This window comes from Flavobacteriales bacterium (assembly GCA_019694795.1).
GTDB lineage: Bacteria > Bacteroidota > Bacteroidia > Flavobacteriales_D > UBA2798 > UBA2798.
Genome location: JAIBBF010000039.1, coordinates 1 through 26,228, shown reverse-complemented (window position 1 = coordinate 26,228; position 26,228 = coordinate 1). Strand labels below are relative to the sequence as shown.

The window sequence follows — 26,228 nt, the reverse complement described above, 5'->3', positions numbered from 1 at the left end:
TATGCGTTATTCAAATCGAAAATAGCATATCCGGCAGATTGCGTAGCGGCAAGATCTATTGGCGTCAGGAACTTCCCTCCCACCCAACTGCTGCGTACGTTAAATGCGAATACATTACCTTTTTTACCTACTTTAAATTCTTTACCTCCCAATACATTCAATACATGTTTGGTATTAAAAGCAGAATTCCGCTCTACTCCGTCGCTGCCTTTGTATTTGGAATCGAACAAGGAACCGGTGATAAGAAAATAATATCCATCGCTAAAAAACTTTTCAAGTGTAAGTTCTACTCCGTAATTACTTCCACTGCCTTTGTTCACTAATGAATCGACATCGGAAGGCGCAAAATCTGCACCTGTATTTAAGGTGGAGAATGAAGAACGTTGAGTTTCTACAGGCACATCATATAAATACTGATAATAGGCTTCCGTTCGAATACGCATATTTTCGGTAATGGAAAAATCGTAGGTGAGTACGCCTTGCTGACTCTTTGTAAAACTCATATTTTTATTGGTCTCCACCGCACCATTCACAGTTGGTGTTAAAACAAAATAATTGTATACCGGTTGCATTTGAGAATGCATTCCATATCCAATGGCAAGAGAGTGACGCGGAACAATGCTCCACTTTAACGAAGCACGGGGTTCTACCGAATAAGAATCATTTAAATTCAACCATTGCGAATGAACTCCTCCAACAAAAGTGAGTTTATTATTAAAGCGATGCTTCCATTGTGCGTAACCCTGCGCTAAAAAGACATCCCCGTTTACATTCACCGAAAATACTTCCTGATTATTGATGTAATCCTTATCGAATAAATCGATGTGAATTAAATCTGCCATTATACCTGCAATTAAACTGTTTTTTGCATTGAACTTATGATTCAGTTTTGCATGTGCATTATAGCGGTCCGTAATAAAAATTGCATCTCCGGTATGAAACGATTGACGCGTAATGGGCGAAAGAGAATCGATGGCGAACTTTTCGTACGTACGGCTATATCCTGCAACTATGCGTGCTGAAGTTTTTTCGTTGAACTGATGTTCATAGGAAATTCCATTGATGAGTGTGTAATAACGAACTCGTATATCGGAGTTTTCATTTCCGTACAAATCAGTTTGCGTGGTATCGGATTCTGATCCGAGTAAATCAACTGCACTTGATCCGTTAATTCCAAAAATGGAGAGCTTACCTTTTTTTCCGATTTCAAATGAAAATTTATAATTCACATCCTGGTACAATGGAATGGCAGATCCCGTTCCGAAATTAATTCCCAAAGCATGAAAAACGCCCAGGGTAGAATACCGGTAGTTGATCAGGTAACTTGCTTTTTTGTTTTTACCAATCGGACCCTCTGCTCCAAATTCAAAACCATTGAATCCGATTTGTCCGATGAATTCGTGTTTATCCTGATTCCCTTTTCGCATGTTCAGATCAAACACTCCTGCATTGGCATTTCCATAGGAAGCAGGAAAAGCAGAGGTGAAAAAATCTGATTTTGCAAGATTATTATTGTTGATCATGTTTACGGGTCCTCCCGTTGAATTCAATGCACCAAAATGGTTGGGGTTGGGCACATTTAATCCTTCCAGTTGCCACAGCATTCCCATTGGGGAATTACCACGAACCACAATATCATTACGCGAATCGTTACCCGCAACTACTCCGGCAAAATTCATCGCCATTCGCGAAGGATCTCCTAACGATCCCGCATATCGTTTTGTTTCTTCCAGATTAAATGAACGTGCACTCACCTGTGCCATTTCATTGATAGTTTTATTTTTATCCTGCGATGCATCATAGTTCACCGTTATTTCACCAAGGGTGGTGATGGCTTCTGTAAGTGCAATGGATAACACCACTTCTTTACCGGTGGTAACGATGATGTCGGGAATTAATTTATCCTCGTAACCAATGGATGTTATTTTAAGACTTTGTCGACCAATAGGAACCTTTTCCAATCGAAATGCTCCATTTGCATCTGTAGACGCGCCAATCACCGGATCGGTGCCTACAACAATAATATTAACGCCCGGCAAAGGAGATTTGGAAGCATCATCGAAGATGGTTCCTTTAATCACTTGTACACCTTGCGATAATAATCCTGAAAATGGAATGGTTATCAGGACGAATAGGAATATCATTTTCTTCATGCGTAAATTGTTTATGCAAACATCAGAAGGAATAGAGAAAAGATAGCTTGACTTTGATCAAGAAAAAGGCAGAAAGGAAATTTCTTGACTTAAGTCAATTTCCCGCTTTAACCAACATGCGTTTACGAATACGACTTAAAGATTCCGGTGTGATTCCCAGATAAGATGCAATGAGATACAAGGGCAAACGCTGAAACAAATAAGGTCGGGTCTGCATCAATTCCTGATAGCGTTGTTCCGGACTTTCCGTTAACAATGAAGAACTTTTATGCGAAATACAGATGTATAAATATTCAGCAATCAATCGCCCCATGCGTTCAAACGAAGCGCCCAGTGAATAAACATACTGGAGATCATCAAATTTTAGATTGACCAGGGTTGTTTTTTCCATGGCCTCCATATATAAACGCGATGGCTTGCGGGTTAAAAAACTTTCGTAGTCGCAACAATAGGTGTTTTCTTCAAAAAACTCGAGCACCATTTTGCGGTCCTCCATATTGACATAAAGTGCCATTAAACCTTCTGCAACAAAACAGACTTCATTGCTAATATCACCGGGTACGGTGATGAATTCTCCTTTTTCCAGCGTCTTTACTTCAAGCAAATGTTCAAACGCATTCCAGGCATCTTGAGGAATATCGGGATTGAGTCCCTGATAATATTTTTTTATCTGTGCCAATGCATCCATAGAACCAAAATAGTACATTTTTAAACACAGAAACAAAAAGCGGACGAATATCTCTTTCCGAAAGAGGTATTGATGTCATTATTTTTAATTTTGCCTCAAATAGTATTGTTATGAAAACGGATAAAGGCAGCGATAGCATTTCGTTAACTGAATTTAAAACCCTCATAAAAACGGGTATACCTGATCGATTACCTAAACCGAAAAAATTTGATACTACGCAAAACCATGCGCCGCGCAGAAAGGAAATTTTGTCGTTGGAAGAAAAGGAACTGGCTTTAAAAAATGCATTAAGGTATTTTCCGAAAAAACATCACCCGGTGCTTGCGAAGGAATTTGCAGAGGAATTAAAAACCTACGGAAGAATTTACATGTATCGCTTTCGTCCGGATTATAAAATTTATGCCCGCCCGATTTCTCATTATCCTGCTAAATGCAAACAAGCTGCGGCTATCATGCATATGCTCTCGAACAATCTCGATTATGCAGTAGCACAACATCCGCACGAATTAATTACTTATGGCGGAAATGGTGCCGTATTTCAAAACTGGGCACAATACTTACTTACGATGAAATATCTTTCTGAAATGAGTGAGGAACAAACACTGGTTTTGTATAGTGGTCACCCCATGGGATTATTCCCTTCGCACAAAGACGCGCCTCGTGTTGTGGTAACGAATGGAATGATGATTCCGAATTATAGTAAACCCGACGATTGGGAACGTTTTAATGCTTTAGGCGTAACGCAATACGGACAAATGACAGCAGGTTCGTTTATGTATATTGGTCCGCAGGGAATTGTTCACGGCACCACCATAACGGTGATGAATGCAGCACGTATGCAATCAAAAGGAAAAGATACGCGCGGAATGATTTTTATTACTGCCGGTTTAGGAGGAATGAGCGGTGCACAACCCAAAGCTGCAACCATTGCAGGATTGGTTAGCATTACAGCAGAAGTCAATCCGAAAGCCACCTATAAACGTCACGAACAAGGCTGGGTAGATGAAGTGTTTGAGAACGTAGATGAAGCGATTGACCGTGCAATAGAAGCGCGGAAAAATAAAGAAGCATTATCGATTGCCTATTCCGGAAACATTGTTGAATTGTGGGAACGTTTAGCAGAGCGAAAAATTCAGGTGGACCTTGGATCGGATCAAACTTCGTTGCACAATCCATGGGCAGGCGGATATTATCCGGTAGGATTCAGCTATGAAGAATCGAATAAAATGATGGCGGACGAACCGGAAAAATTCAAAGCTGAAGTCCAAAAAACATTACGCCGGCATGCCGCTGCCATCAATCAGCTTACGGCGAACGGAATGTATTTTTTCGATTACGGAAATGCGTTTTTACTCGAAGCATCCCGTGCAGGTGCAGATGTAAAAGGAAAAGACCGCGAATTCCGTTATCCGAGTTATGTGCAGGATATTTTAGGCCCGATGTGTTTCGATTACGGTTTTGGTCCCTTCCGTTGGGTATGTACTTCTGCCGATCCGAAGGACCTGGAAGTAACAGATAAAATTGCACTCGACGTGATGAAAAAAATCATGAAGACTGCACCGAAAGAAATTAAATTGCAAATGCAGGATAATATCCGCTGGATAGAAGAAGCACAAAAAAATAAATTGGTGGTAGGATCGCAAGCGCGAATTTTATATGCCGATTCGGAAGGACGAATAAAAATTGCTGAAGCATTTAACAAAGCCGTAAAAGCAAAAAAATTAAAAGCACCTGTTGTATTGGGTAGAGATCATCATGATGTATCAGGAACCGATTCTCCCTATAGAGAAACATCGAACATTTACGACGGATCGCGTTTTACTGCCGACATGGCCGTACATAATTTTGTGGGCGACGGATTCAGAGGCGCAACATGGATATCGCTTCACAACGGTGGCGGTGTTGGATGGGGCGAAGTAATTAATGGCGGATTTGGAATGGTGCTCGATGGAAGTAAAGATGCTGACCGCCGACTAAAAAGTATGTTGTTCTGGGATGTAAATAACGGAATTGCACGCAGAGCCTGGGCGAGAAATAAAGAAGCATTATTTGCTATTCAACGCGAAATGAAACGAAGTAAAAACCTGAAAGTTACTTTACCGAATATACCGGATGACAAAAACATAAAAGGGCTCTTTTAAAGAGCCCTTTTTACTTTATAGAAAGTGAATAATTAATTCATGTATTTAGCAAAAAAATCATCTACCGAATAATCGGCACCATTAAATGAAACTGTTGTAATACCGGATGATTTGAAAAAACGAATCTGAACCTTACGTTCCTGTTCACTGTTTTGATTCAGTTTAACTTTTACTAAAACAGTTTGTTTATCCTGACGAACATCCACACTGAAAAAGCGAACATAATTCTTAGCAGCTTCTTTCACTGCATCAGCGCTAACACCATTAAAGGTATAATCAAAGGTTCCACTTTTTTTCACCGCAGCAAACGTAGTAGCGTCGCCGGGTACAACTGCAGTTTGAGCATAGGAAGCAACACTCAACATCAGCGCTGCAAAAAGGGTTAGAAAACGGTTCATAGATTTTTCTTTATGATGAAAATTACATCAAATATTGTACAAAACCTATAAGATCAATAATTCAGAATTTAAACAGACTGATAATCAGTATGATAAAAAATCACTCATCAAAAGGTATCGGTGAATAGAAATGACGGAAAATCGTTATTTATCGGCAAAAGCAATCTATTTTTAAGCCAACAAGAACACTACATGAAGTTAAAGTTATGGCTGGTACTGATGTTATCGGCATTTTCGTTGGGACGCATCCATGCGCAATTGATCATTACAGAGGTTTGTCCTTCTAACCAAACCGTATTCACCGATGAATTCGGAGAACAACCGGATTGGATTGAATTATATAATTCGGGAAGCACCGTTATTGATCTGGCAGATTATTTTCTGAGCGATAATGCGAATCAACCCGACAAATTTCATTTGCCTCATTATTTATTAAATCCCGGAAATCGGATTATTGTTTTTGCTTCAGGTAGAAACATCACTCAATTGGTCGATCATTGGGAAACAGCGATCAATAACAATGATTTTTTTAATTACACCGTTCCAAGCACCGAACCCGATACCAATTGGATATACAATGGATTTATTACTACAGGCTGGTTAAATGGAATGGGCGGAATCGGATATGGAGATGGGGATGACAATACAACGATTGGAATGTGTTCTTCGGTTTATTATTATATCGATTTTAATGTTGCCGATTCGAGTGTAATTTCAAAAGCCATTTTATCCATGGATTATGACGATGCATTTATCGCCTACCTCAATGGAAAAGAAGTTGCACGAAATAATGTGGGTGTTTCCGGACAACGAACTTCATTTAATACACTTGCCAGCGCCAACCACGAAGCCGCAATGTATACCGGCGGACTTCCGGAATTATTTACCATTGATAACAACGTATTGCAACAACAATTAAGAAGCGGAACCAACCGGTTAGCCATACAAGTACATAATGTGGCCACCAATTCGAGCGACTTAAGTTCAAATACGTTTTTATCGTTTGGAATTTCGAATAACAACACCTATTTCGGTCCAAATCCGGTTTGGTTTAATCAGTCGACCGGTTACATCCATTCCAATTTTAAAATTTCCGGAACAGGCGAAACAATTTTACTTTCAGATTTGTCATTAGCCATCGTTGATCAAATTGTAATTCCTCAACTGGACATTGATCATTCCTATGGAAGAAGTCCTGATACATCCACCACCTATTGTGTATTTAATGTGCCATCTCCCTTGTACACCAATAATGCATCTATATGTTATTCCGGTTATGCCGAAAACGTAATTATTGAAATTCCTGCCGGTCATTATACCGACACCGTAAAAACAACAATGTATACCCTCGGAGGTAGCGCGCCGATTTATTTTACCACCGATGGTGATGATCCTGATTTATCGGATAATATTTACACCGACACCATTCAGATTTATTCCACACAAGTTTTAAGGGCAAGAGTAATTCCTACTTCAGGAAATTATTTGCCGGGAAGAATTGCTACCACGACTTATCTTATTAATGAAAATACCACACTGCCGGTTTTTTCTCTGGCGAGCGATTCCATTAATCTCTGGGATTACAACTACGGAATCTATGTTTTTGGTCCGAACGCAGATGTAAACAACTATCCTTATTTCGGATCCAATTTCTGGATGAACTGGGAGCGACCGGTCCACATTGAATATTTTGCTAAAGACAAACAAAATAAATTTTCATTCGACGGCGGAATTAAAATTCACGGGGGATGGTCGAGAGGAAATGATCAGAAAAGTTTTCGCCTGCTCAGCAAATCGAAATACGGACCCGGCTCCATGAGTGATCCATTAATTCCGGATAAACCATGGATCAATGATTACACCAATATCAATTTACGCAATGGAGGAAATGATTATTGGGGAGCAAGAAGCCGCGATGCTTTTATGCAACGACTGATGAAAAACAGTTATGTGGACTATATGGGTTATGAACCCGCCGTTTGCTTTTTAAATGGAATGTATTGGGGAGAGCTGGAAATCCGTGAGCGTGAAGATGAATTTTTTATCGCATCGAATCATGGAATTTCTTCTTCTAACGTTGATATTTTGAGTCACACCTACAATGGCTTAAATCCGATTGCAGGAAGTTCACAAGGATGGTTCGATATGATGAGTTATGTTTATAACGGAACCGTAACCGATACTTCGTATTACAACGGATTACGCATGTACCTGGATCTTGAAAATTTTACCGATTATTTTGTCACCGAAAGTTATGTGGGTAATGGCGACTTTATGAGTGGTTATCCCAATAACATCAAAATGTGGAAACCCTCCGATCAGGTTGGTCCATGGCGACATGTATTGTGGGATATCGATTTTGGATTGGGATTGTATGATGGAAACTACAACAGGAATTACCTGAATGAAATGCGTACTTCCGGAATTTATTCGGGTGCGATTCTCGATCATGTTTTACAGAATCCGATTTTTAAAAACTATTTCATCAATCGTTATGCGGACATGATGAATACGGTATTTCAATCTTCCAATCTTGCAGTAGTGGGACAAGCCATGATTGATTCATTGAGCACCGATTTGCCTCGTCACCATAACCGTTGGGGTGGAAATATGGGATCTGTTATTGGAACCTATAACAATATGTATGCTTACAATAATTACCGGATTCCTGCAGTAAGAAATTTAATTCAATCGGATTTCGGAATGACCTCACAGGTAACGGTTACATTGAATACATTACCAGCCGGTGCGGGTCATATAAAAATCAGCACGATTATTCCTGAAAATTTACCCTGGAGTGGTGTATATTTTAATGGAAATCCTGTCCGCTTAACCGCCATTGCCAATCCGGGCTACACCTTTTTATATTGGCAGGCTAATAATGTGATGAGTCAAAATTCCAATGAAAGTATTTTCATCAACATTACACAAAGTGATCAGTTTACTGCTGTATTTGCCGGGAATGGTGATACATTAAATGTAATTATTTCCGAAATCAATTATCATAGCGAAGCAACGGCAGATGCGGGAGATTGGATTGAAATTTACAATGGAGGAAACACCGAGGTGAACTTAACCGGATGGAGAATTGAAAAACAAACACCTTACCAGTTTTTTCAATTTCCGGATCAGACAAAAATTCCTTCACACGGATTTTTATTAGTATGCAGCGATTCTCTATTATTCAGAAATGAATTTCCTTCGGTAAATAATTGCATTTCAAATCCGGCATTCGATTTGAAAAATTCATCCGACCGAATCGCCTTGAAAGATGCCTTTGGAGTGATCATTCAAAACATCATTTATTCGGATTCACTTCCATGGCCTTTCGCTGCAGATGGCGAAGGAAGAACGCTTGAACGCGACACATCCATTCATAATGAAAATTCTCCATCAGCCTGGTTCGATGGTTGCATGTTTGGTTCACCCGGTGAATTTTATCACCCCTGTGAAGAAGAAATTGTCATAAGTGAAATTAATTACAATCCTACAAGTCCCACATCAGACTGGATCGAATTACTAAATCCATCATCGCATACGCTCGATATTTCCGGATGGGAATTTAAAGATGATGATGATTTGCATTCGTTCATCATTGCACCGGGCACTCTGCTTCTTCCAATGGGTAGAATTGTGATTAGTCAGGATAGTCTTATGTTCTCTACCATTTGGCCACAAATTGATTCCATGCAAGGCGGAACGGGATTTGGTTTATCGAATTCCGGAGAATTATTGCGCGTTTACAACAACAACGGAAAACTACGATTCTCGATGCGTTATTCAGATGCATTACCCTGGCCGCAATTACCGGATGGAGGCGGAACAACATTGGAGTTACTCGATCCGTCAGGTAAAATGAATCATGCAGAAAATTGGTTTTCGGGTTGTCCGAACGGATCCCCTTCACGCGCTTATGATCCCAATTGCTTCGTGGGCATCAATGAAGTTTCCGACAATTGGAACAGCTGGTACGATCCGCAACATGAACAAATCATTATCAGCAGTGATGAAATGGAACCGGAATCAATGGTTTATGTTTACGACATCAATGGCAGATTGATTCACAGCAGCAACGCCAATGGCAGAAAATCTATCCGTATTGATGCAAGTACCTTTGCAAAGGGAATGTACACGATTAAATTACAAGCAGGAGAAAAGAATTTCAAAGCGAAAAAGCTGGTTGTATTGTAAAGGATAGTATTTTTGAAAATGCAGCTATCCATTTGGACAAATCCTCTTTTTACACTTTGGGATTATCCCCTAACCCTTCTTGAAATTCTTGGGACACTTACCGGATTGCTAGCCGTATTTTTTGCTGCACGTTCCAACATCATCACCTGGCCGATTGGAATCGTTAATGTGATTTGTTTTTTCTTCATGTTTTATACTGTGCAGTTGTATTCTGACATGTTACTTCAGGTATATTATTTTGTTGTATCCATCTATGGATGGATTGCCTGGCAAAAAAAAGGAGATCACAGTCTGGAAGTTCAATGGATGAAAAAAGGGACGCAGTTCCTCATTCCAATCCTTGTCCTGATTTTCTCTGTTCTCCTCGGCTACCTGATTGCACATATTCACGAATATTTTCCAAAAGCATTTCCTAAACCGGCCGACTACCCTTATATCGACACCGCCATTGCGGTGATGAGTGTAATTGCAACTTATTTACAAGCCAGAAAAAAAATAGAATCCTGGATCATCTGGATAGTTACCGATACCCTTTGCACCCTTTTATATTGGGTAAAAGGAATTCATCTGTTCTCGATGGAATATCTCGTTTTTACCATTTTAGCGGTATTCGGATTTTTATCCTGGCAGAAAGAAATGAAAAGCAAAACCCATTAATACAGTTCTGTTTTTTCTTTTTTACCATCGCGATAAATGATTTTGGCCGTAGGATGAATACGGAGCACACCTGACCAATCGGAAGTGCGCGAATTGAAGATTACGTGTTGATCATCCAAATTAAATTCTATTTCACCGGAATAAGTTGCAGGAAAAGAGTTGCTGTTTCCTTTTAATATCGAAAATTTACCGCCTTTTATTTTTTTGGTTGTTCCGGTACCCGAAGAGGATGAAATGATCTCCTTACCTCCTCGGTTTAATAGAAACGCTATGACTTGCATCGTATTCACATCATAAACCGGCATAGCAAAATCAACCTGATCTTTCATGAGTAGTACGCCGTCGGAATCAAAAACAAACAATTCATTTTTCTTCTTCGCCACCCAACACCATTCATCATTCATCCTGAATTCGCTGATAAAATCGTATTCTGCAGGAATAAATTCAGAACCATTCCAATGTGCGGCGCCCCATTTTCCATTACGGGAAAACAATAATGGTGAAGGGACAATTACCATTGAATCGGAACTTTGTCCGAATGAAAACGGATCCGTTTCCGTAAATGAAACATAATGATCAAAATAAAAAGCGTTCGGATCATTTGCGAAATAGGTCCGCATATTCACTTTTACTTCATCTACACCTTGTGTAAAAACCGGACGATCGCTGATCCAAATATTCAATTTACCCGGATTGAATTTAGGGGCTGTAATTGCTTTCCATTCTACTTTTGCAACATCATTCCGGTCATACACCGGAATCATTGCCGTTTTAAAAATTCGTCCCGCTTTTTCTGAATAAACAACTGGAACTAAACGCGCATTTTCTATTGTAGATCCGGCAATAAAATAATTCAGTCCTTCATTTACTCCACCCGGATAATAGAAAAACTCGCCTTCGCCATCGGAATAAAACCAGGTGGTATCTTTTTGACTGAGTCCGTAAAATTGCACGGGATCGAAAAAATTAGCCCCGATGCGATACGATAAAATTTCCTGAAAATCACTTTTCAAAAAATCGTGGTATTTGGTCACATACACCCGCCAGTTTTCATTTCCCGTCTTCAATGCCACTGCTGCACGATCCATCATTATAGCTGAATCTGCCGATGCTAATTCTTTTCCGGATTTATCATATAAAAAATAGCGACGGTCTTTTCGTCCCACAAATTCACCATGGTATAAAGCAAAAGCTTCAGAAAATGTTTTATTGCAAAGTGAAAGTCCTTTTCGATTCATGATAAAAACCTCCAGTGTATTCCCCAGTAAAAAAACGCCCTCTCCAAAATAGCTTACTACTTCGAGGCTTTGTTTGGGCATAAATTTTTCGCCGTTTTCGGTATAGACATGTACTTGTTTTTGATCCGTAAACCCATACACACCATCTACAAAAAATAAAAATTGAAAGGGACCATGAATGATTTCCTTTTCCAAATCCAAATCAAGAATTTTCACTGAATCTGCATAGCTAACGATCAAGCGGTTTTTCGTTATCAATGTTTCATCCATAAAATCGAAAGGATGCTGGAAATCCACAATCGCTCCCTGTGCAAGGACTTTTCCGGATTTACTAATCAATTCCTTTGTCCCATTTTCAAATTGAAGTAATTTTAATTCTCCCTTAGCAGAAATGGAACTACAAGTGCCCACTTTTTTACCATTAGCCGAAAACACCTCCCAATTACCTGCACCGGATTTAAATGCTACGCAACGATCAGTTCCTCCAAGCGATTGCATGGTTGAATACCTTGCGGGAATTAGAATTTTTCCATCAGCCTGCATCAATCCATATTGTTCTCCCTGCAAAAAATAACACGCATTATGGCTTATCCATCCCGCACCATTGATATAACCCATGATTAATTTTCCGGAAGAATTTACAAGCGTTCCGGAACGGGTAAAAAGCAAATTTCCGACAATGCCCTTTACTCTGGCAGGATCATATTCTGAACTGATGGAGCTATTGCTATTTTTATAAAATCGCTTTCCGTTTTCGGTATAGCAAAAATATTCGGGAGTCACCAAAACCTGATTATAAAGAAGTGAAACGGATGTACCTGATTGATTCACTAATTGTGCATTCTTTCCTTTAAACAGAAAAAATCCCAATTCATTTTTCACAATAGAATCATATTCTACCGGACATTGCAATTGGTATTGATTTGCACGAAACAAAGCACAACGACCCGCAATATGCACAATGAAAAAATCAGCTGTACCGGTGTATTCCCATTCACCTGCAAAAAATGGTTTTTCGCTGTGCAATTGTTTATTGTGGAATAACAATGATCGCTGAGCATCCGCCGAAATCAAATACACATTTCCATGTTTATCTTCTTCAATGGATGCATTGGAATAAACAATTTCTTTTTTCCCGGATTGAAAAACATGTACATTTTTCTTTTCAAGAGCGAGTACGGCATGATCATTTAAAACCATAACCTGATCAAATCTTCGTTCGGCCAACGCTGTAAATTGCTCTTTAGTGTAAAGACCGGTTTGATTATTTTCCTGAAAAAAATACCAATCCTGGGCTTTGACGCTTATTGCAGAAAAGAGAAATAAAACGAGGGAAATGACAATTGTATTTTTCTTAATCATGATGAATACTATTTTTTATTTCTGCATTTTCTTTTTTCTTTTCAAATGCAAGGATTAAATCATCTGCATCCGGGTAATAATCAAACGGCACCACCCGTTGAAGCAAATCGTCGGGATTATTCATTTCTAGTTCCCTGTTTAAATAACCATAGCCACTAAATTTTCCGTGGTAAACCAGCACAAAACTTTTTTCCGATTCACTTCTGCCCTCTCCCCAGATAACGCGGGTTTCATTGTTTACTCCAAAACGATTCATCCACACTTCGGTTGCCTGATTATAACGGTCGATCTCTTCTTTTCCGCAACAAATCCCCGAACATTTTCTGATCTGGTGGTTAAAGCATGGTCCCTCGTGCTCATACAATCCGCAGAATTTGGGACAAATCCCCGCATGGTCCATTCCCTCATTTAACACCGAGCGGGCAGAAATCCAGGTATGAAATAACCGAAGTGGAAAAGCAGCTTCAGCCGTTGGAACTATTTTAAAATTCCGGATTCCTTTATCATCAAAAAATGTATCAATAGCATAGGCAAAGGCATTTTTCCTTCTTGCGCGGTTATATTTGGGTTGGTGTCGTTTTATTTCCTCCGATTCGAGCAGCAATGCAATTAGTTCTGTTCCCGTTTCCTCAAATTCCACATTGTGAATCTCGGCAATCATCTGCCGGGTTTTCTTTTCTTTGGAATTGTAATGTTGAATGGCGCGCTGACGAAGATTGGTGCTTTTACCAATGTAAATCAGTTCATGCTGACGATTATAAAATTTATATACACCAATACGCTCCGGAAGTTTGGCCAAGATGTATTGCTGGATTTTTTGAACCCTACCAGTATTTAAAGCATGAATATCCTGGTATTTATATAAGGGATGAGCGCTTTTTAACTGCATCAGATACGAAAACAATTGCGCCGTTGCATAGGCATCAGCGGCTGCCCGGTGTGCATTGAGAAGCGGAATCTGCAATGATTCGCATAATTTTCCCAGTGAATAGGAATATCGTTTGGGCAATAATTTTCTGCTTAAGCGAACCGTACATAATTTTTCGCGCTTATAGGGATAACCCAGCGATTTAAATTCTTCCTCAATAAAACGAAAATCGAATTCAACATTGTGCGCCACAAAAATGCGGTCGCGTGTGAGGTCCAGAATTTTTTTTGCCACCTCAAAAAAACGGGGTTGTCCCTTTACCATTTCATTATGAATTCCGGTAATGCGGGAGATATGCTGCGGAATACTGCGTTGTGGATCGATCAAGGTGGAAAATTGCTCCGTTATTCCGAGTCCATCATGCAATACAATAGCGATTTCTGTGATTTTATCCTTTTTTGGATCTAATCCTGTTGTTTCGATATCGATAATGGCAAACATGGACTGTAAAAATAGTTCAATCCCTGTTCATTTTACGAATTAAAATGCGCGAATTACAGGCAGAACGCATTGTATTTGCGTTGTAAATATTTCTGAACGCATTTCCTTTGCGTTCTGGCTATAGATTTTTGTATCGTAAGCTTTGGGAATGTTCCCAGCTCTAATACAAACGATCATGAATGCACAGGTTTTACCATTATCGCGGAACATTGAAAACTGGAACAGAAGTGCCCAGGCGCTTAAAACAGTTTATCGTCAGGATGAAAAAGAAATCATGCTCGCTCCGGTGCGCGACCTTGCTTATGAAATCGCCAGAGCCGGGAATTTTCGCTTTTCGGGCGAGCGCGAGTGGAAGGAAGGAAAAAAAACCTTTTTCTTTTTAAAGAATATGCAGGAGGGTTTGCGTATTAACGGCGAATCGGTTCGGGAATATTTGTTATTGGTGGCCTCCCATGAAAGCAGCGGAAAATCTTACCTCGCGAGTTTTCATTTTTCCGAGGGAAGAGGAAATCGCTACACCGAAAAAATTGCCCCATTATTTATTCACCCCGGGGGTGCAGAAGAACGCAAACAAAATGCCATACGAATCATTCGTCAATATGAATCGGCCCGCATTGACCTGTACAGTAAACTGAATCGCTTCGATGTATTGGTGGCCAGCGACGAAATCTGCGAGGAGATTCGTTACCGCGTGGTGGAGGTGTTGCAGAAAAACTTCCTGAAACATAAAACCTATTCCGGAAAAGGGATCATCAGTCAGATTAACGCATTCGACAACCTCTTGTCGATCGAACGCAAGGGTAGAAAACATAGTTTTTACACCTTACTTAACGCTGCAACCGCCTTTTCTACCTATCACCTCGATGGTGCAGAGCCGGCGAATGCGGAGGGTTGCGGACAAGAAATTTGCAAACAGGTAATGGCCGTGCTTAACCGGGAGTTTGAATTTGAAATGGCAGAAGCACAGGCCTGATGCAGAAAAACAATTTCGAATTGATCCATCTGGCTTCCGCTTTAAGGTAAACCAGGTGCTGCGTTTTTAACATCCGGCACAAGTAATAAACAGAATGGCCTCTCGGTACGAATATTCCGTTATTTTCGTTCCCAATGGCTACGCTGTCCATCCAAATCAAGGGTCCCGCCCTATTGCTCCGTTCTTCTTCACTGAGTGAAAAGACCTGGGAAACGTGCAGAAATAAAATTTCTTCCATGAAATCCGGAGGATGGTACAATTTACTGGAAGATGATTTTTTTCTGGGAATGGATGCAGTTACAGAAGGAGGAAAAGCGATTCTCCATTGGGAAGATTTAGACGATGACCTGTTATTGCTGGGAGTGGTGCCCGGAAGAAGAGCCGTAATGAATATCCGCCACAGCGCGCGTAAAAAGAACTTCAGAAAAACATTAAATCAGTTATTGGAACATGGGATGTTATTTCCATTGTTTCATAACAGCGTTCGCTCCATTGGTTTCGATCCCGATCATGGTCACTCCCTCGCTATTGCGGAAAGCCGGTTCGGGAAAATTTTCACCTTTAGCTGGGAGGTTCCCGATATGGAACTGTTTAATCCCGAAGCACTGGAATTCTGCTGGGTAAAAGTGGAACTTTTTAATAAACGGGAGTACATGTTATTCACCGAAGTGCTCTATAAAAAAATGCCTCCTAAAGAAATTAAAAAGGGAAAAACCATCGTAAAATCGTGGGAGCTGGTAATGAAATAATCAGGCCTCCATCACTTCTTCTGCCTCTATAATTTTATCCCTGCCTTTGCGCTGGACATACTTCTCCGAACCACGCAGCAACTGACCCTCTCCGCTCAAAGCCCTTCGTTTTGCTTCCTCGGGGGATTTGCAGTCGGACAAAAACACAATTTCATCCAATTCCACCACCACCCGTTTTTTTCGCGTTACGAAATATCCTGCCATCGGATTAATTCAATTTAAAGAATAAAACACTTTTGCGCCATAGGGACCACCAAAATAGATCGCTTCCATTTCAGCTTCATAATACCTGCCACCAAGGTGAAAAAGATGCCAGGCCACCAGGCGATCATCCAAATCTTCGAAACGCGTACGCTTGTAGCTGAGTCGCAAAGAAGCGGGAAAAGAGGGAAATGAAAAACGAGCATTCATAAAAATCATTTTGACAAACATCGGGTTGTAGAACGCAAAGAACCTGCGTTGTTCCGAAAAAAACCGCTGAAACTTAATTTTTGCGCTAATTTATCACCGTAGTGCGAAGTAAATAGGAGTCAGAATTTGGTATCTTCGAAAAAAAACAAATCATGCCTGCCAATAAGGAAGCCTACATTCGCTACCGCATTATAGATTCCGCTTTAAGGAATAAACAAAAACCATTCCCCAATCTGGCGGAACTGGCTGATAAATGCGAAGAGATTTTAGGTAAAACTTTTTCTGAATCCACCATTCAAAAAGACATCTACGCCATGCGATTTGATGAGGGACTCGGATTTGAAGCACCCATTGAATATTCAAAGGCGCATAAGGGATATTTGTATACCGACGATAACTACTCCATTTCTAAAATTCCGTTAAAAGAAGACGATTTAATGGCCATCGAATTTGCAGCAGGTATTCTCAAACAATTTAACGGAACAGGAATTTTAGGTCGCTTCGAAGAAGCGATTGGAAAAATAATGGAAACTGTAAATATTTCACGCGCTGCCGGGGAATCGAATTTCAATAAAATTATTCAGGTGGAAGATCATCCGACAGGAATGGATCAATCCCTGCTCGAATTATTTACCTCTGCGATCATTCATCATCAGGTGGTGCAATTCGATTATCATTCGTTTACAAGCGGAAAAAAATCGCAGAAAACGCTGCATCCCTATTTACTGCGCGAATACAGAAATCGCTGGTACGTGATTGGGTGGAGCGCGGGCGACAAAGCATTGCGCACGTTCGGCTTAGAGCGGATGCTGAAAACAGAAATTGTAAAAGAAAAATTTCACCTGGAAAAATCCTTCGATCCGGAAAACTATTTTAAACACTCCTTTGGAATTACGGTCGACAAAATGATTCCGGAAACCATAGAATTAAAGTTTTCGGGTCACGATGCACTTTACGTTAAAACACAAGCATTGCATGCTACACAAAAAATAGTGCGTGAAACCAGTGATGAATTAATTATTTCACTATATGTGATTCCATCACCCGAATTGCGAATGGCGATTCGTTCCTATGGCAGTGAAGTGGAAGTAATAAAACCACAATGGTTGCGCGATGAGATGATTGCAGGTCTGGAAAAATCATTGCAGAATTACCGGAAAAAATAAACGGGAAACTCAACCTCATTTCGATTTCTCTTCCCAGATCATCGATAAGTGCACAATGGTTTCACTGGCTTTTTGCATATCGCGGACACTCACCCATTCGTATTTACTGTGAAAAGCGTGTTCGCCGGCAAAAATATTCGGACAAGGCAGTCCCATAAATGAAAGTCGCGAACCATCCGTTCCACCCCTTATTCCACCGCGGTGTACTTTTAATCCCGACCGCTGTATAGCTTCCACTGCGTGATCAACCACATAGGGATGCTGATCAAGAATTTCTTTCATATTCCGGTATTGTTCTTTAACGATAAAATCAAACGAAGCTCCCGGATAATGTTCCATCACACGGTGAAGAATTTCTTTTAATTCATTTTCAAGTACTGCTAAACCTGCTGTATTAAAATCGCGAATGATAAATCCGACCGAACAAATTTCGATGTTGCCCGAAATGGAAACCGGATGAAAAAACGGTTCTCTGTCGGCCGTTGTCTCCGGCGAGCGATCATGTTTTGGTAATGCTGCTACAAAATCTGAAGCGATTTTTAAGGCATTGACCATTTTCCCTTTCGCAAATCCCGGATGCGTGGGTATTCCATGAATAACCACCGTTACACCATCTGCAGAAAAAGTTTCATCTTCAATATGACCCAAGGTTTCGCCGTCGATGGTATAAGCAAAATCGGCATTCAACTTTTTCATATCTACTTTATCCACTCCTCGTCCAATTTCCTCATCGGGCGTAAACAAAATGCGAATGGCTCCATGTGGAATTTCCGGATGTTGCATCAAAAATTCCGCAGCATTCATAATGGCGGCAACACCTGCCTTATTATCGGCACCCAGCAAGGTGGTTCCGTCGGAAGTAATAATATCTTGTCCGATCTGCTCCCGTAAAGCAGGATGTTCATTGGCACGAATGATAATGGAATTATCGCCGGGAAGGACAATATCTCCTCCCTGATAATTATTATGAATAACGGCCTTTACATGTTCACCCGAACAATCGGGTGATGTATCCATATGCGAACAAAAACAAATAACGGGAACCAATTTTTTACTGGTTGCTGGAATAGTGGCATAAACATAACCATGTTCATCCATCATGGCATCACTTATTCCCATTGCTTTTAGTTCTTCCACCAAAACCTTTGCAAGATTTTTTTGTTTTTCGGTAGAAGGACAAGTGGTTGACGAAGGATCCGACTGTGTATCGATAGCGGTATAGCGAATGAACCGGTCAACTAAATGGTGGTGCGTAAAATTAATTTCCATGGCGCAATTATTATTCCGGGATAAACTTAGAATTATTTTTTTCTGAAATTCCTTTCATATAAAATACGAATAAAAATCCCCCTCCAAACCAACAAGCCAATTGCTGTAAAATCCTGTTTGCAGCGTGTCTTTTATTCAAACAAATCGAACGAAAGATATCGTTTCCTTTTGATGAAGAATACATCCCCACCAATAAAACCCTGTTAAATAGACACTTAGCATTTAACTTATATTGTAATAAGCTATTCCCAAATCCCATTTCCTTTTCTTATTTTTGCCGCATCGTTAAATAACACCTTTAAACATGCCGTATTTATTTACATCTGAGTCCGTTTCTGAAGGACATCCCGACAAAGTGGCCGATCAAATTTCGGACGCGCTGATTGATCATTTTCTGGCTTATGATCCAGCTTCAAAAGTTGCCTGCGAAACATTGGTGACAACCGGACAAGTTGTTCTTGCCGGAGAGGTAAAATCGAAAGCTTATTTAGATGTTCAGGATATCGCCCGCGATGTTATCCGTAAAATCGGATACACCAAGGCTGAATATATGTTCGAAGCCAATTCTTGCGGAATCCTTTCTGCCATCCATGAACAATCTCCGGATATCAATCAAGGGGTTGAAAAGAAAGATCCATGGAAACAAGGAGCAGGTGACCAGGGAATGATGTTTGGTTACGCTTGCCGCGAAACAGATACTTACATGCCACTTCCATTGGAAATTGCACACCTTTTACTCCGCGAATTAGCAGATATTCGCCGCGAAGGAAAAGTGATGAAGTATCTTCGTCCGGACGCAAAAAGTCAGGTTACCATTGAGTATAACGACCACAACCAACCGGTTCGTATTGATGCAATCGTAATTTCGACACAGCACGATGATTTCGCTGCTGAGAAAAAAATGTTGGATCAGATTAAGAAAGATGTGATCAGCATTTTGATTCCACGCGTAATGAAAAAACTTCCTAAGCGCGTTCAGGTTTTATTCAACGATAAAATCAAATACCATATCAATCCAACCGGAAAATTCGTAATTGGAGGTCCACACGGTGATACCGGATTAACCGGACGCAAAATCATCGTTGATACCTATGGTGGAAAAGGTGCACATGGTGGAGGAGCTTTCTCCGGAAAAGATCCGAGTAAAGTTGACCGCTCTGCAGCCTATGCAACACGCCACATTGCAAAAAATATTGTTGCAGCAGGATTATGCGATGAAGCATTAGTTCAGGTTGCTTATGCCATTGGTGTTGCAGAACCTGTTGGTTTATATGTGAACACCTATGGATCAGCGAAAGTAAATATGACCGATGGTGAAATCGCGAAAAAATTAGCGAAGATTTTTGATATGCGTCCATACGCCATCGAAACACGCTTTTCATTGCGTACACCTATTTATGCAGAAACTGCAGCTTACGGACATATGGGTCGCGAGCCTAAAAAAGTTACAAAAGTGTTTAACAAAGGAAAAGACAACGAGAAAAAAGTTACTGTTGAGTTATTCCCTTGGGAAAAATTAGATTTCGTATCGAAAGTGAAAGCAGAATTCAAATTGAAATAAGCGAAATTCTCCTTATTATTGAAGGGCTCTCTCTAAGGGGGCCCTTTTTTTATGGATCAGGATTTTTCTGAATTATTATTTCTATTGGGAGAAAACCACAGCGAATGGAAAAATGCTGTTGCTCCTCCTATTTATCAAACCAGTAATTTCTGCTTTCCGGATGTAGCTTCATTTCGAAACGCATTTCAGCATGAAAGTACAGCACCGCTTTACACCCGTGGGGTGAATCCTACAGTTTCTGTTTTAAGAGAAAAACTTGCAGCCCTGGAAAAATCGGAAGATGCATTGGTCCTTTCGAGCGGCGCTGCGGCCATAAGTGCTGCGGTGATTAATTCAGTAAAAGCGGGCGACCATATATTGTGTGTGAGTCACCCCTACTCCTGGGCGCATTATCTCATTTCCGGATTATTAAATCGCTTTGGCGTTGAATGCACATTTGCAGATGGTACAAACAGCGAATCGTTTTTATCGCATGTTAGAGAGAACACTACGCTCATCTACCTTGAATCTCCCAATTCGATTTTATTCGATGTTCAGGATCTGGAAGTGATTGCACAATTTGCGAAAAGCAAAAACATACGCACCATTTGTGATAATAGTTTTTCAGCAGGAATTATTCAGCAACCGATTTCATTCGGAATTGATATAGTGATTCATTCTGCAACAAAATATTTTAATGGGCATTCCGATGTTGTAGCAGGAGTTATTTGCTCCCGCAAAGAAATCATTCAATCCATTCTTAAATCGGAATTCATGACGCTTGGCGCTATTGCTTCGCCGATAGAATCGTGGTTGATTTTACGTGGACTCCGAACGCTTCATTTGCGTTTTGAAAAAAGTTCAGGCAATGCAAAATTCATTGCTGATCAACTTAAATCACGAAAAGAAGTTGAACGTATTTATTTTACGCATTCCGAAAATTCAGAACAAATCGATCTGGTCAGAAAACAGATGTCGGGCAATGGCGGACTCCTCAGTGTGTGCTTCAAAGCAAAAAGCATAAAAGAAATGGAGGACTTTTGCAACCGGTTGAAGTATTTCCGTATGGCCGTAAGCTGGGGCGGATATGAATCGCTCCAACTTCCGATATGTACTTTTTATCAAACCGAAGCGGAACAACATCAACATCCCTGGAATATGGTTCGCTTTTATTTTGGCTTAGAAGAGAGTCAACTTTTGTGGTCGGATATTGAACAAGCACTCGACGTTTTTAATTCGTGAAATTGAAACATTCATATATTATCGCTTACCTGATGGTAGTAGCCATTATTCTAACCGGCATGATTAATTCATACCGATGGAAAGGGGAAACAGGTGAAGCATGGAAAGAATGCATTAAAAGCGACGGTAAAGGGTATTATGCCTATTTGCCTTCCATTTTTATCCGTGGCGATTTTGGCAATGAAAAGGAAAACTTGTTGTTTCATGTAAAAACTGAAGAAGGTAGGAAAGTCAACAAATACACCTACGGTACCGCCTTGATGCAAGCACCCTTTTTTGCGTTTGCTCATGTTTATTGTCTGGTAACAGGGACAACTGCAGATGGTTTTAGTGCTCCCTATCAATATGCCATCAGCTTTGCGGCGCTGTTTTATTTTCTTGCAGGAATATTTATTCTGTCCCGGATTATCCGGGACGTATTTGCTGGAGGATATGCCTTTACGTTCATCGCCCTAAGCGCATTTATTTTTGGAACGCCATTGATTTATTATGTCATCATCTATCCCTCTTTCTCGCACATCTATTCTTTTTTTCTTATTACACTGGCACTGTTTCTGTTTTTAAAATGGAAAGAATCACCGGGTGATAAATATGGATTTTGGTTTGCTGCTATTGCGGGACTAATCATTATCACTCGTCCGGTAAATATTTTGTTTGTTTGTTTTTTACCTGTTACATTTTCAAATGCAGAAGAGTGCATAAACTGGTTGCGTAAGGATGTTCTCCGGTTAAAATTTTTAATTCCTGCTTCATTATTATTTTCAATTGCCATTCTTCCTCAATTACTGTTCTGGAAAATTCAATCGGGACATTTTTTTTACTGGTCCTACAAAGGCGAAGGATTTTATTTTAACGATCCGCACTTTGTCGATTTCTTATTCAGTTTTAAAAAAGGATTTTTCATTTATGCTCCTGCATTTTTAGCGCTTATTCCATTATTGCTTCCTGCATTTTTAAAAAATCAATTCCGCACACTCAGTTTTTTATTGTTCTTCATTCTCCTCACCTACATTCTTTCCAGTTGGTATTGCTGGTATTATTCAGACGCCTTCGGTATGCGACCCATGATGGATTTTTATAGCTTGTTTGCATTTTTTATCCTTTGGCAATTCATACAACTGCGCGAAAGTGCCATGAATTTTCTGAGCGGGATCTGGATTATACTTTGTATTCCGTTGAATTTAATTTTTTCGTATCAGCATCACGTGGGAATTTTCCATCCCAATAACATGAATGCACAAAAATTCGCAATGGTGTTTTTAAAAACAGGCGATGAATACCGAAACATCTTTGGTGGCACATCCGATAATGCTCCCTATGCACCGAACGGATTAAAGACCCTGATCCATATCGAAAATCATTTCGATGCTTTACCCGATGGGGCCTTAAATACAAAGGACAATGAATTTCCCTGCTCCAATAGTATGGTAGCTGATTCCAGCTTTTCATCGGCAGAAAAAATCTGGATTCAAATTCATTTTAAAAAGAAAATCACATCACCCGGTGACGGAAAGGACCTATTGTTTGTAGTTCACTTTCTAAATAAAAACGACAGCACCTTACTCTACCAGGGAATTCCGGTTAAAGAATACCCGCAGGAAGAAATCGGAATCTGGCAACAGCATGAAATGACATTATTGGTGGCCAATCCGCTACAAGCCGGTGATGAGCTCGGACTCTATTTTTGGAACCGCTCCAGAGAAGAATTGCTCATCGACGATCTCGATATTAAGGTGGATTGTCCCAAATAATTGAACGAGCAATTATTTTTTTCCGGTCAATCGCTTAAACACTTCTTCGAGCGATTGTTCCTCTTTACGGATGGTGAGCACCAATAATCCGTTATCCAAAGCAAAACGCGAAATTACGGGACGAATATCCTCTGTACTTTTCGATTCAATAATCCAGGTATTCCCTTCAATATTTTTTGCATTGGAAACACCGGGAATAGAATTGAGTTTATTTCTGCCAATGACTTTATCGAATTCAACAAAAACTACTTGTTGAGCAACATTTTCCTGCTGAAGATGTTTGGTTGTATCATCAGCTACGATTTGTCCTTTATTGATAATAATAACCCGACTACAAATCGCTTCCACCTCCTGCATGATGTGTGTGGACAACATCACCGTTTTCGATTTTCCGATTTGAACAATCAAATTGCGGATGTCTTCCAATTGATTCGGATCCAATCCGGAAGTTGGCTCATCCAGAATCAACACCTGCGGATCATGAATCATGGCCTGGGCAATACCAACGCGCTGGCGATATCCTTTGGATAAAGCACCGATTTTTTTATTCTGTTCAGGTGTGAGTCCCACCAATCCAATCATCTCCTTTACCCTCGCATCTTTATTTTTCAGGTGATGTAAACCTGCGATAAACTGCAAGTATTCCTTCACATACATCTCCAGATAAAGCGGATTATGCTCCGGTAAATAACCCACTTTCTCTTTCACCTTTAATGGATCTTCCATTACATCCATTCCACATACCAGGGCATTACCGGATGAAGGGGGAATATAACAGGTAATAATTTTCATCATGGTTGATTTACCAGCACCATTGGGACCAAGAAATCCCACCACCTCATTCGAACCAATTTCAAATGAAACATCATTCAGCGCCAATTGCTCGCCGTAAGATTTAGAGATATGTCGAACAGAAATAGACACGTTAATAGGGTTTACTGGCAAATCTACCAAAAAAGGAGAATAAATCTGAGAATAAACTAACTTTACAGAGTGAAAGGCATCGTTACCAAATCTACCGGCAGTTGGTACGCCGTTTATCTCGAAAACGGTAAATCCATGGACTGCAGAATTAAAGGGGTTTTCCGGATTAAAAGCGGCAAATCGACCAATCCCATTGCCGTTGGCGACCATGTTACCATAGAAGAGGACCGGGATGGAACCGGGTCGATTGTGGCCATTGACGATCGTAAAAATTACATCATCCGCCGCAGTGTAAATCTTAGCCGGCAGGCACACATTATTGCCGCCAACCTCGATCAGGCATTTCTATTCATTACCATAAAACAACCCGAGACACCATTCGGCTTTGTAGATCGATTTTTAGTGACTGCAGAGGCTTATCATATTCCAGTAATCCTTTGCTTTAATAAGAGTGATATTTACGATGAAGATGAATTACAAATTGTAAAAGCATTGAAACGTGAATACGAAAAAATCGGTTATACCTGCATCCTGCATTCAACCCAAAAAGACGATATGCAGGAATTACGAAAATTATTTCACCAAAAGGTGACATTAATTGCGGGTCACTCCGGTGTTGGAAAAAGCAGTTTCATTAACGCGTTGGAACCCGGACTAGAATTAAAAACCGGCGGCATTTCCGAATACCACGAAAAAGGAATGCACACCACCACATTTGCAGAAATGTTTCCCTTATCCGGCGGTGGATGGATTATCGATACACCCGGAATTAAAGGTTTTGGACTGGTGGATATGGAACGGGAAGAATTATCGCATTATTTTCCGGAGATGAGAGCGAGAATGAGCGAATGTAAATTCAATAATTGCCAGCACATCAACGAACCTGGTTGCGCAATTAAAAAAGCAGTGGAAGAAGGAAAAATCTGGGAAAACCGATACGTGAATTATTTGTCGATTTACAACGACGATGAAGAAGAAACTTATCGCGGAAAGGGATATTGAGATGAGAGCAATTATACAACGCGTAAAGTCAGCAGAGGTTAGCGTCAATCAAATTACCTGCGGAAAAATTGGACAGGGATTATTAATTCTGCTGGGTATTGAAGATGCAGATGGTGAAGAAGACATTGAATGGCTGACTGCAAAAATTGTTTCGATGCGGATTTTTTCTGATGATGAAGGAAAAATGAATTTATCGGTGAATGATATCAATGGCGAACTACTAGTGGTATCGCAATTCACCTTATTCGCCTCTACCAAAAAAGGAAACCGCCCCTCCTTTATCCGCGCTGCTCGTCCGCAAATAGCCATTCCACTCTACGAACAATTTTGCAGCACGCTAAACAAACTGCAGGGAAAAGAATGTCAAAAAGGAATTTTCGGTGCAGACATGCAAGTGCAGCTCACCAATGATGGTCCTGTTACCATCATAATTGATTCCAAGACAAAAGAATAAAATCGGATAGGGCAAATCGCATAAATCTGAAAGAAGGAAAAGCCTCCGGATCCGATTCAATTCCTAGATTTGTTGCCGATGAAACAACGCAATCATATTTTTATTCTCCCGATGACAGTCCGCCAATTCAATTGCGGTTATTGGTTCATCTGATTGTTTCATTGATTTCTCCCCTTTAAATTTTCATTGTTATGCAACTCTTGGATGACCTGCTTTTGGAGCAGTTGAATGTACTTGTTGTTTCCGTTGAAGAAAACGGAACAATCGACTATGTAGGCCGTTCGGTTCGGAACATTCTTGGTTTTGAGCCCGAAGAATTATTGGGGTATAACTGGACCCGATTCTCTGCCGAGAAAAGTCAATCGCTAAAACAAAGCATGTTGATTGCTAAACGGCAATTGCAAAGTAATCCCGGTATTAATGCATTGAGTTTCGAGAAAAAAATAAAAACGAAACATGGCGAGAATAAATGGATTCACTGGAACATCAGCAGGAATTTAGACGGCAGTTTTAAAGGAATCGGATATGATATTTCGGACAGAAAAAAAGC

21 protein-coding genes are annotated in these 26,228 nt (G+C 40.3%); 12 read left to right on the top strand and 9 right to left on the bottom strand.

From position 1 onward, the window contains the following. A partial coding sequence (locus tag K1X56_11205; GenBank protein MBX7095285.1) for a TonB-dependent receptor occupies positions 1-2,153 on the bottom strand: 2,153 nt, incomplete at its 3' end. A 94-nt stretch (positions 2,154-2,247) separates the two neighbouring features. After that, on the bottom strand, positions 2,248-2,841 hold the full coding sequence (locus tag K1X56_11200) for a Crp/Fnr family transcriptional regulator (protein ID MBX7095284.1): 594 nt from the start codon (positions 2,839-2,841) through the stop codon (positions 2,248-2,250). 110 nt (positions 2,842-2,951) lie between these two features. Here K1X56_11200 and K1X56_11195 point away from each other — a divergent pair, with 110 nt between their 5' ends. Further along, positions 2,952-4,982, top strand: coding sequence for a urocanate hydratase (locus K1X56_11195; GenBank protein ID MBX7095283.1), 2,031 nt, complete (start codon positions 2,952-2,954; stop codon positions 4,980-4,982). A gap of 32 nt (positions 4,983-5,014) precedes the next feature. Here the strand turns inward: K1X56_11195 and K1X56_11190 are convergent, their stop codons facing one another. Continuing rightward, a complete protein-coding gene (locus tag K1X56_11190) occupies positions 5,015-5,380 on the bottom strand; it encodes a hypothetical protein (GenBank protein MBX7095282.1) in 366 nt (121 codons plus the stop codon). A 192-nt stretch (positions 5,381-5,572) separates the two neighbouring features. Here K1X56_11190 and K1X56_11185 point away from each other — a divergent pair, with 192 nt between their 5' ends. Beyond that, positions 5,573-9,571 carry a lamin tail domain-containing protein gene (locus tag K1X56_11185; protein MBX7095281.1) on the top strand — a complete coding sequence of 1,333 codons (3,999 nt, stop codon included), beginning with the start codon at positions 5,573-5,575 and terminating at the stop codon, positions 9,569-9,571. Positions 9,572-9,589: 18 nt separating this feature from the next. After that, the gene (gene pnuC / locus K1X56_11180) at positions 9,590-10,228 is read left to right on the top strand and encodes a nicotinamide riboside transporter PnuC (GenBank protein MBX7095280.1); all 639 of its coding nucleotides are present in this window, start codon (positions 9,590-9,592) and stop codon (positions 10,226-10,228) included. On the opposite strand, the gene K1X56_11175 is transcribed toward pnuC, so the two are convergent. Both K1X56_11175 and K1X56_11170 read right to left on the bottom strand, forming a co-directional pair. Then, the gene (locus tag K1X56_11175) at positions 10,225-12,828 is read right to left on the bottom strand and encodes a WG repeat-containing protein (protein MBX7095279.1); all 2,604 of its coding nucleotides are present in this window, start codon (positions 12,826-12,828) and stop codon (positions 10,225-10,227) included. The genes pnuC and K1X56_11175 overlap by 4 nt on opposite strands. Next, positions 12,821-14,197 carry a 3'-5' exoribonuclease gene (locus K1X56_11170; protein MBX7095278.1) on the bottom strand — a complete coding sequence of 459 codons (1,377 nt, stop codon included), beginning with the start codon at positions 14,195-14,197 and terminating at the stop codon, positions 12,821-12,823. Before K1X56_11170 ends, K1X56_11175 begins: the two co-directional genes overlap by 8 nt. A 175-nt stretch (positions 14,198-14,372) precedes the next feature. Here K1X56_11170 and K1X56_11165 point away from each other — a divergent pair, with 175 nt between their 5' ends. Together K1X56_11165 and K1X56_11160 are read left to right on the top strand one after the other, a co-directional pair. Continuing rightward, on the top strand, positions 14,373-15,170 hold the full coding sequence (locus tag K1X56_11165; GenBank protein ID MBX7095277.1) for a hypothetical protein: 798 nt from the start codon (positions 14,373-14,375) through the stop codon (positions 15,168-15,170). A gap of 134 nt (positions 15,171-15,304) precedes the next feature. Then, on the top strand, positions 15,305-15,919 hold the full coding sequence (locus K1X56_11160; GenBank protein MBX7095276.1) for a hypothetical protein: 615 nt from the start codon (positions 15,305-15,307) through the stop codon (positions 15,917-15,919). Here K1X56_11160 and K1X56_11155 read toward each other — a convergent pair whose 3' ends face one another. Next, positions 15,920-16,123, bottom strand: a complete 204-nt coding sequence (locus K1X56_11155; protein MBX7095275.1) for a hypothetical protein — start codon at positions 16,121-16,123, stop codon at positions 15,920-15,922. 9 nt (positions 16,124-16,132) lie between these two features. Further along, positions 16,133-16,330 carry a hypothetical protein gene (locus K1X56_11150; protein ID MBX7095274.1) on the bottom strand — a complete coding sequence of 66 codons (198 nt, stop codon included), beginning with the start codon at positions 16,328-16,330 and terminating at the stop codon, positions 16,133-16,135. Positions 16,331-16,482: 152 nt separating this feature from the next. Between K1X56_11150 and K1X56_11145 the strand changes: the two genes are divergently transcribed. Continuing rightward, entirely contained in the window at positions 16,483-17,496 is a 1,014-nt protein-coding gene (locus K1X56_11145) for a WYL domain-containing protein (protein ID MBX7095273.1), read from the top strand. Positions 17,497-17,511: 15 nt separating this feature from the next. On the opposite strand, the gene pepT is transcribed toward K1X56_11145, so the two are convergent. Then, positions 17,512-18,759 (bottom strand): peptidase T, encoded by a 1,248-nt coding sequence (pepT, locus tag K1X56_11140; protein ID MBX7095272.1) that lies wholly within the window; start codon positions 18,757-18,759, stop codon positions 17,512-17,514. Positions 18,760-19,069: 310 nt separating this feature from the next. Between pepT and metK the strand changes: the two genes are divergently transcribed. The 3 genes from metK to K1X56_11125 are packed head-to-tail and all read left to right on the top strand — an operon-like array spanning position 19,070 to position 23,298. Next, the gene (gene metK, locus K1X56_11135; protein MBX7095271.1) at positions 19,070-20,326 is read left to right on the top strand and encodes a methionine adenosyltransferase; all 1,257 of its coding nucleotides are present in this window, start codon (positions 19,070-19,072) and stop codon (positions 20,324-20,326) included. A gap of 51 nt (positions 20,327-20,377) precedes the next feature. Next, a complete protein-coding gene (locus tag K1X56_11130) occupies positions 20,378-21,547 on the top strand; it encodes an aminotransferase class V-fold PLP-dependent enzyme (GenBank protein ID MBX7095270.1) in 1,170 nt (389 codons plus the stop codon). Between the two features lie 2 nt (positions 21,548-21,549). After that, positions 21,550-23,298, top strand: coding sequence for a hypothetical protein (locus K1X56_11125; protein ID MBX7095269.1), 1,749 nt, complete (start codon positions 21,550-21,552; stop codon positions 23,296-23,298). 12 nt (positions 23,299-23,310) lie between these two features. Here the strand turns inward: K1X56_11125 and gldA are convergent, their stop codons facing one another. Beyond that, positions 23,311-24,222 carry a gliding motility-associated ABC transporter ATP-binding subunit GldA gene (gene gldA / locus K1X56_11120; protein MBX7095268.1) on the bottom strand — a complete coding sequence of 304 codons (912 nt, stop codon included), beginning with the start codon at positions 24,220-24,222 and terminating at the stop codon, positions 23,311-23,313. 69 nt (positions 24,223-24,291) lie between these two features. Here gldA and rsgA point away from each other — a divergent pair, with 69 nt between their 5' ends. The 3 genes from rsgA to K1X56_11105 form a co-directional block, all read left to right on the top strand. Then, positions 24,292-25,224, top strand: coding sequence for a ribosome small subunit-dependent GTPase A (gene rsgA, locus K1X56_11115; GenBank protein ID MBX7095267.1), 933 nt, complete (start codon positions 24,292-24,294; stop codon positions 25,222-25,224). 1 nt (position 25,225) lies between these two features. Further along, positions 25,226-25,678 carry a D-tyrosyl-tRNA(Tyr) deacylase gene (gene dtd, locus K1X56_11110; protein MBX7095266.1) on the top strand — a complete coding sequence of 151 codons (453 nt, stop codon included), beginning with the start codon at positions 25,226-25,228 and terminating at the stop codon, positions 25,676-25,678. Between the two features lie 191 nt (positions 25,679-25,869). Beyond that, the coding region (locus K1X56_11105; protein MBX7095265.1) for a PAS domain S-box protein at positions 25,870-26,228 on the top strand (359 nt) is incomplete at its 3' end.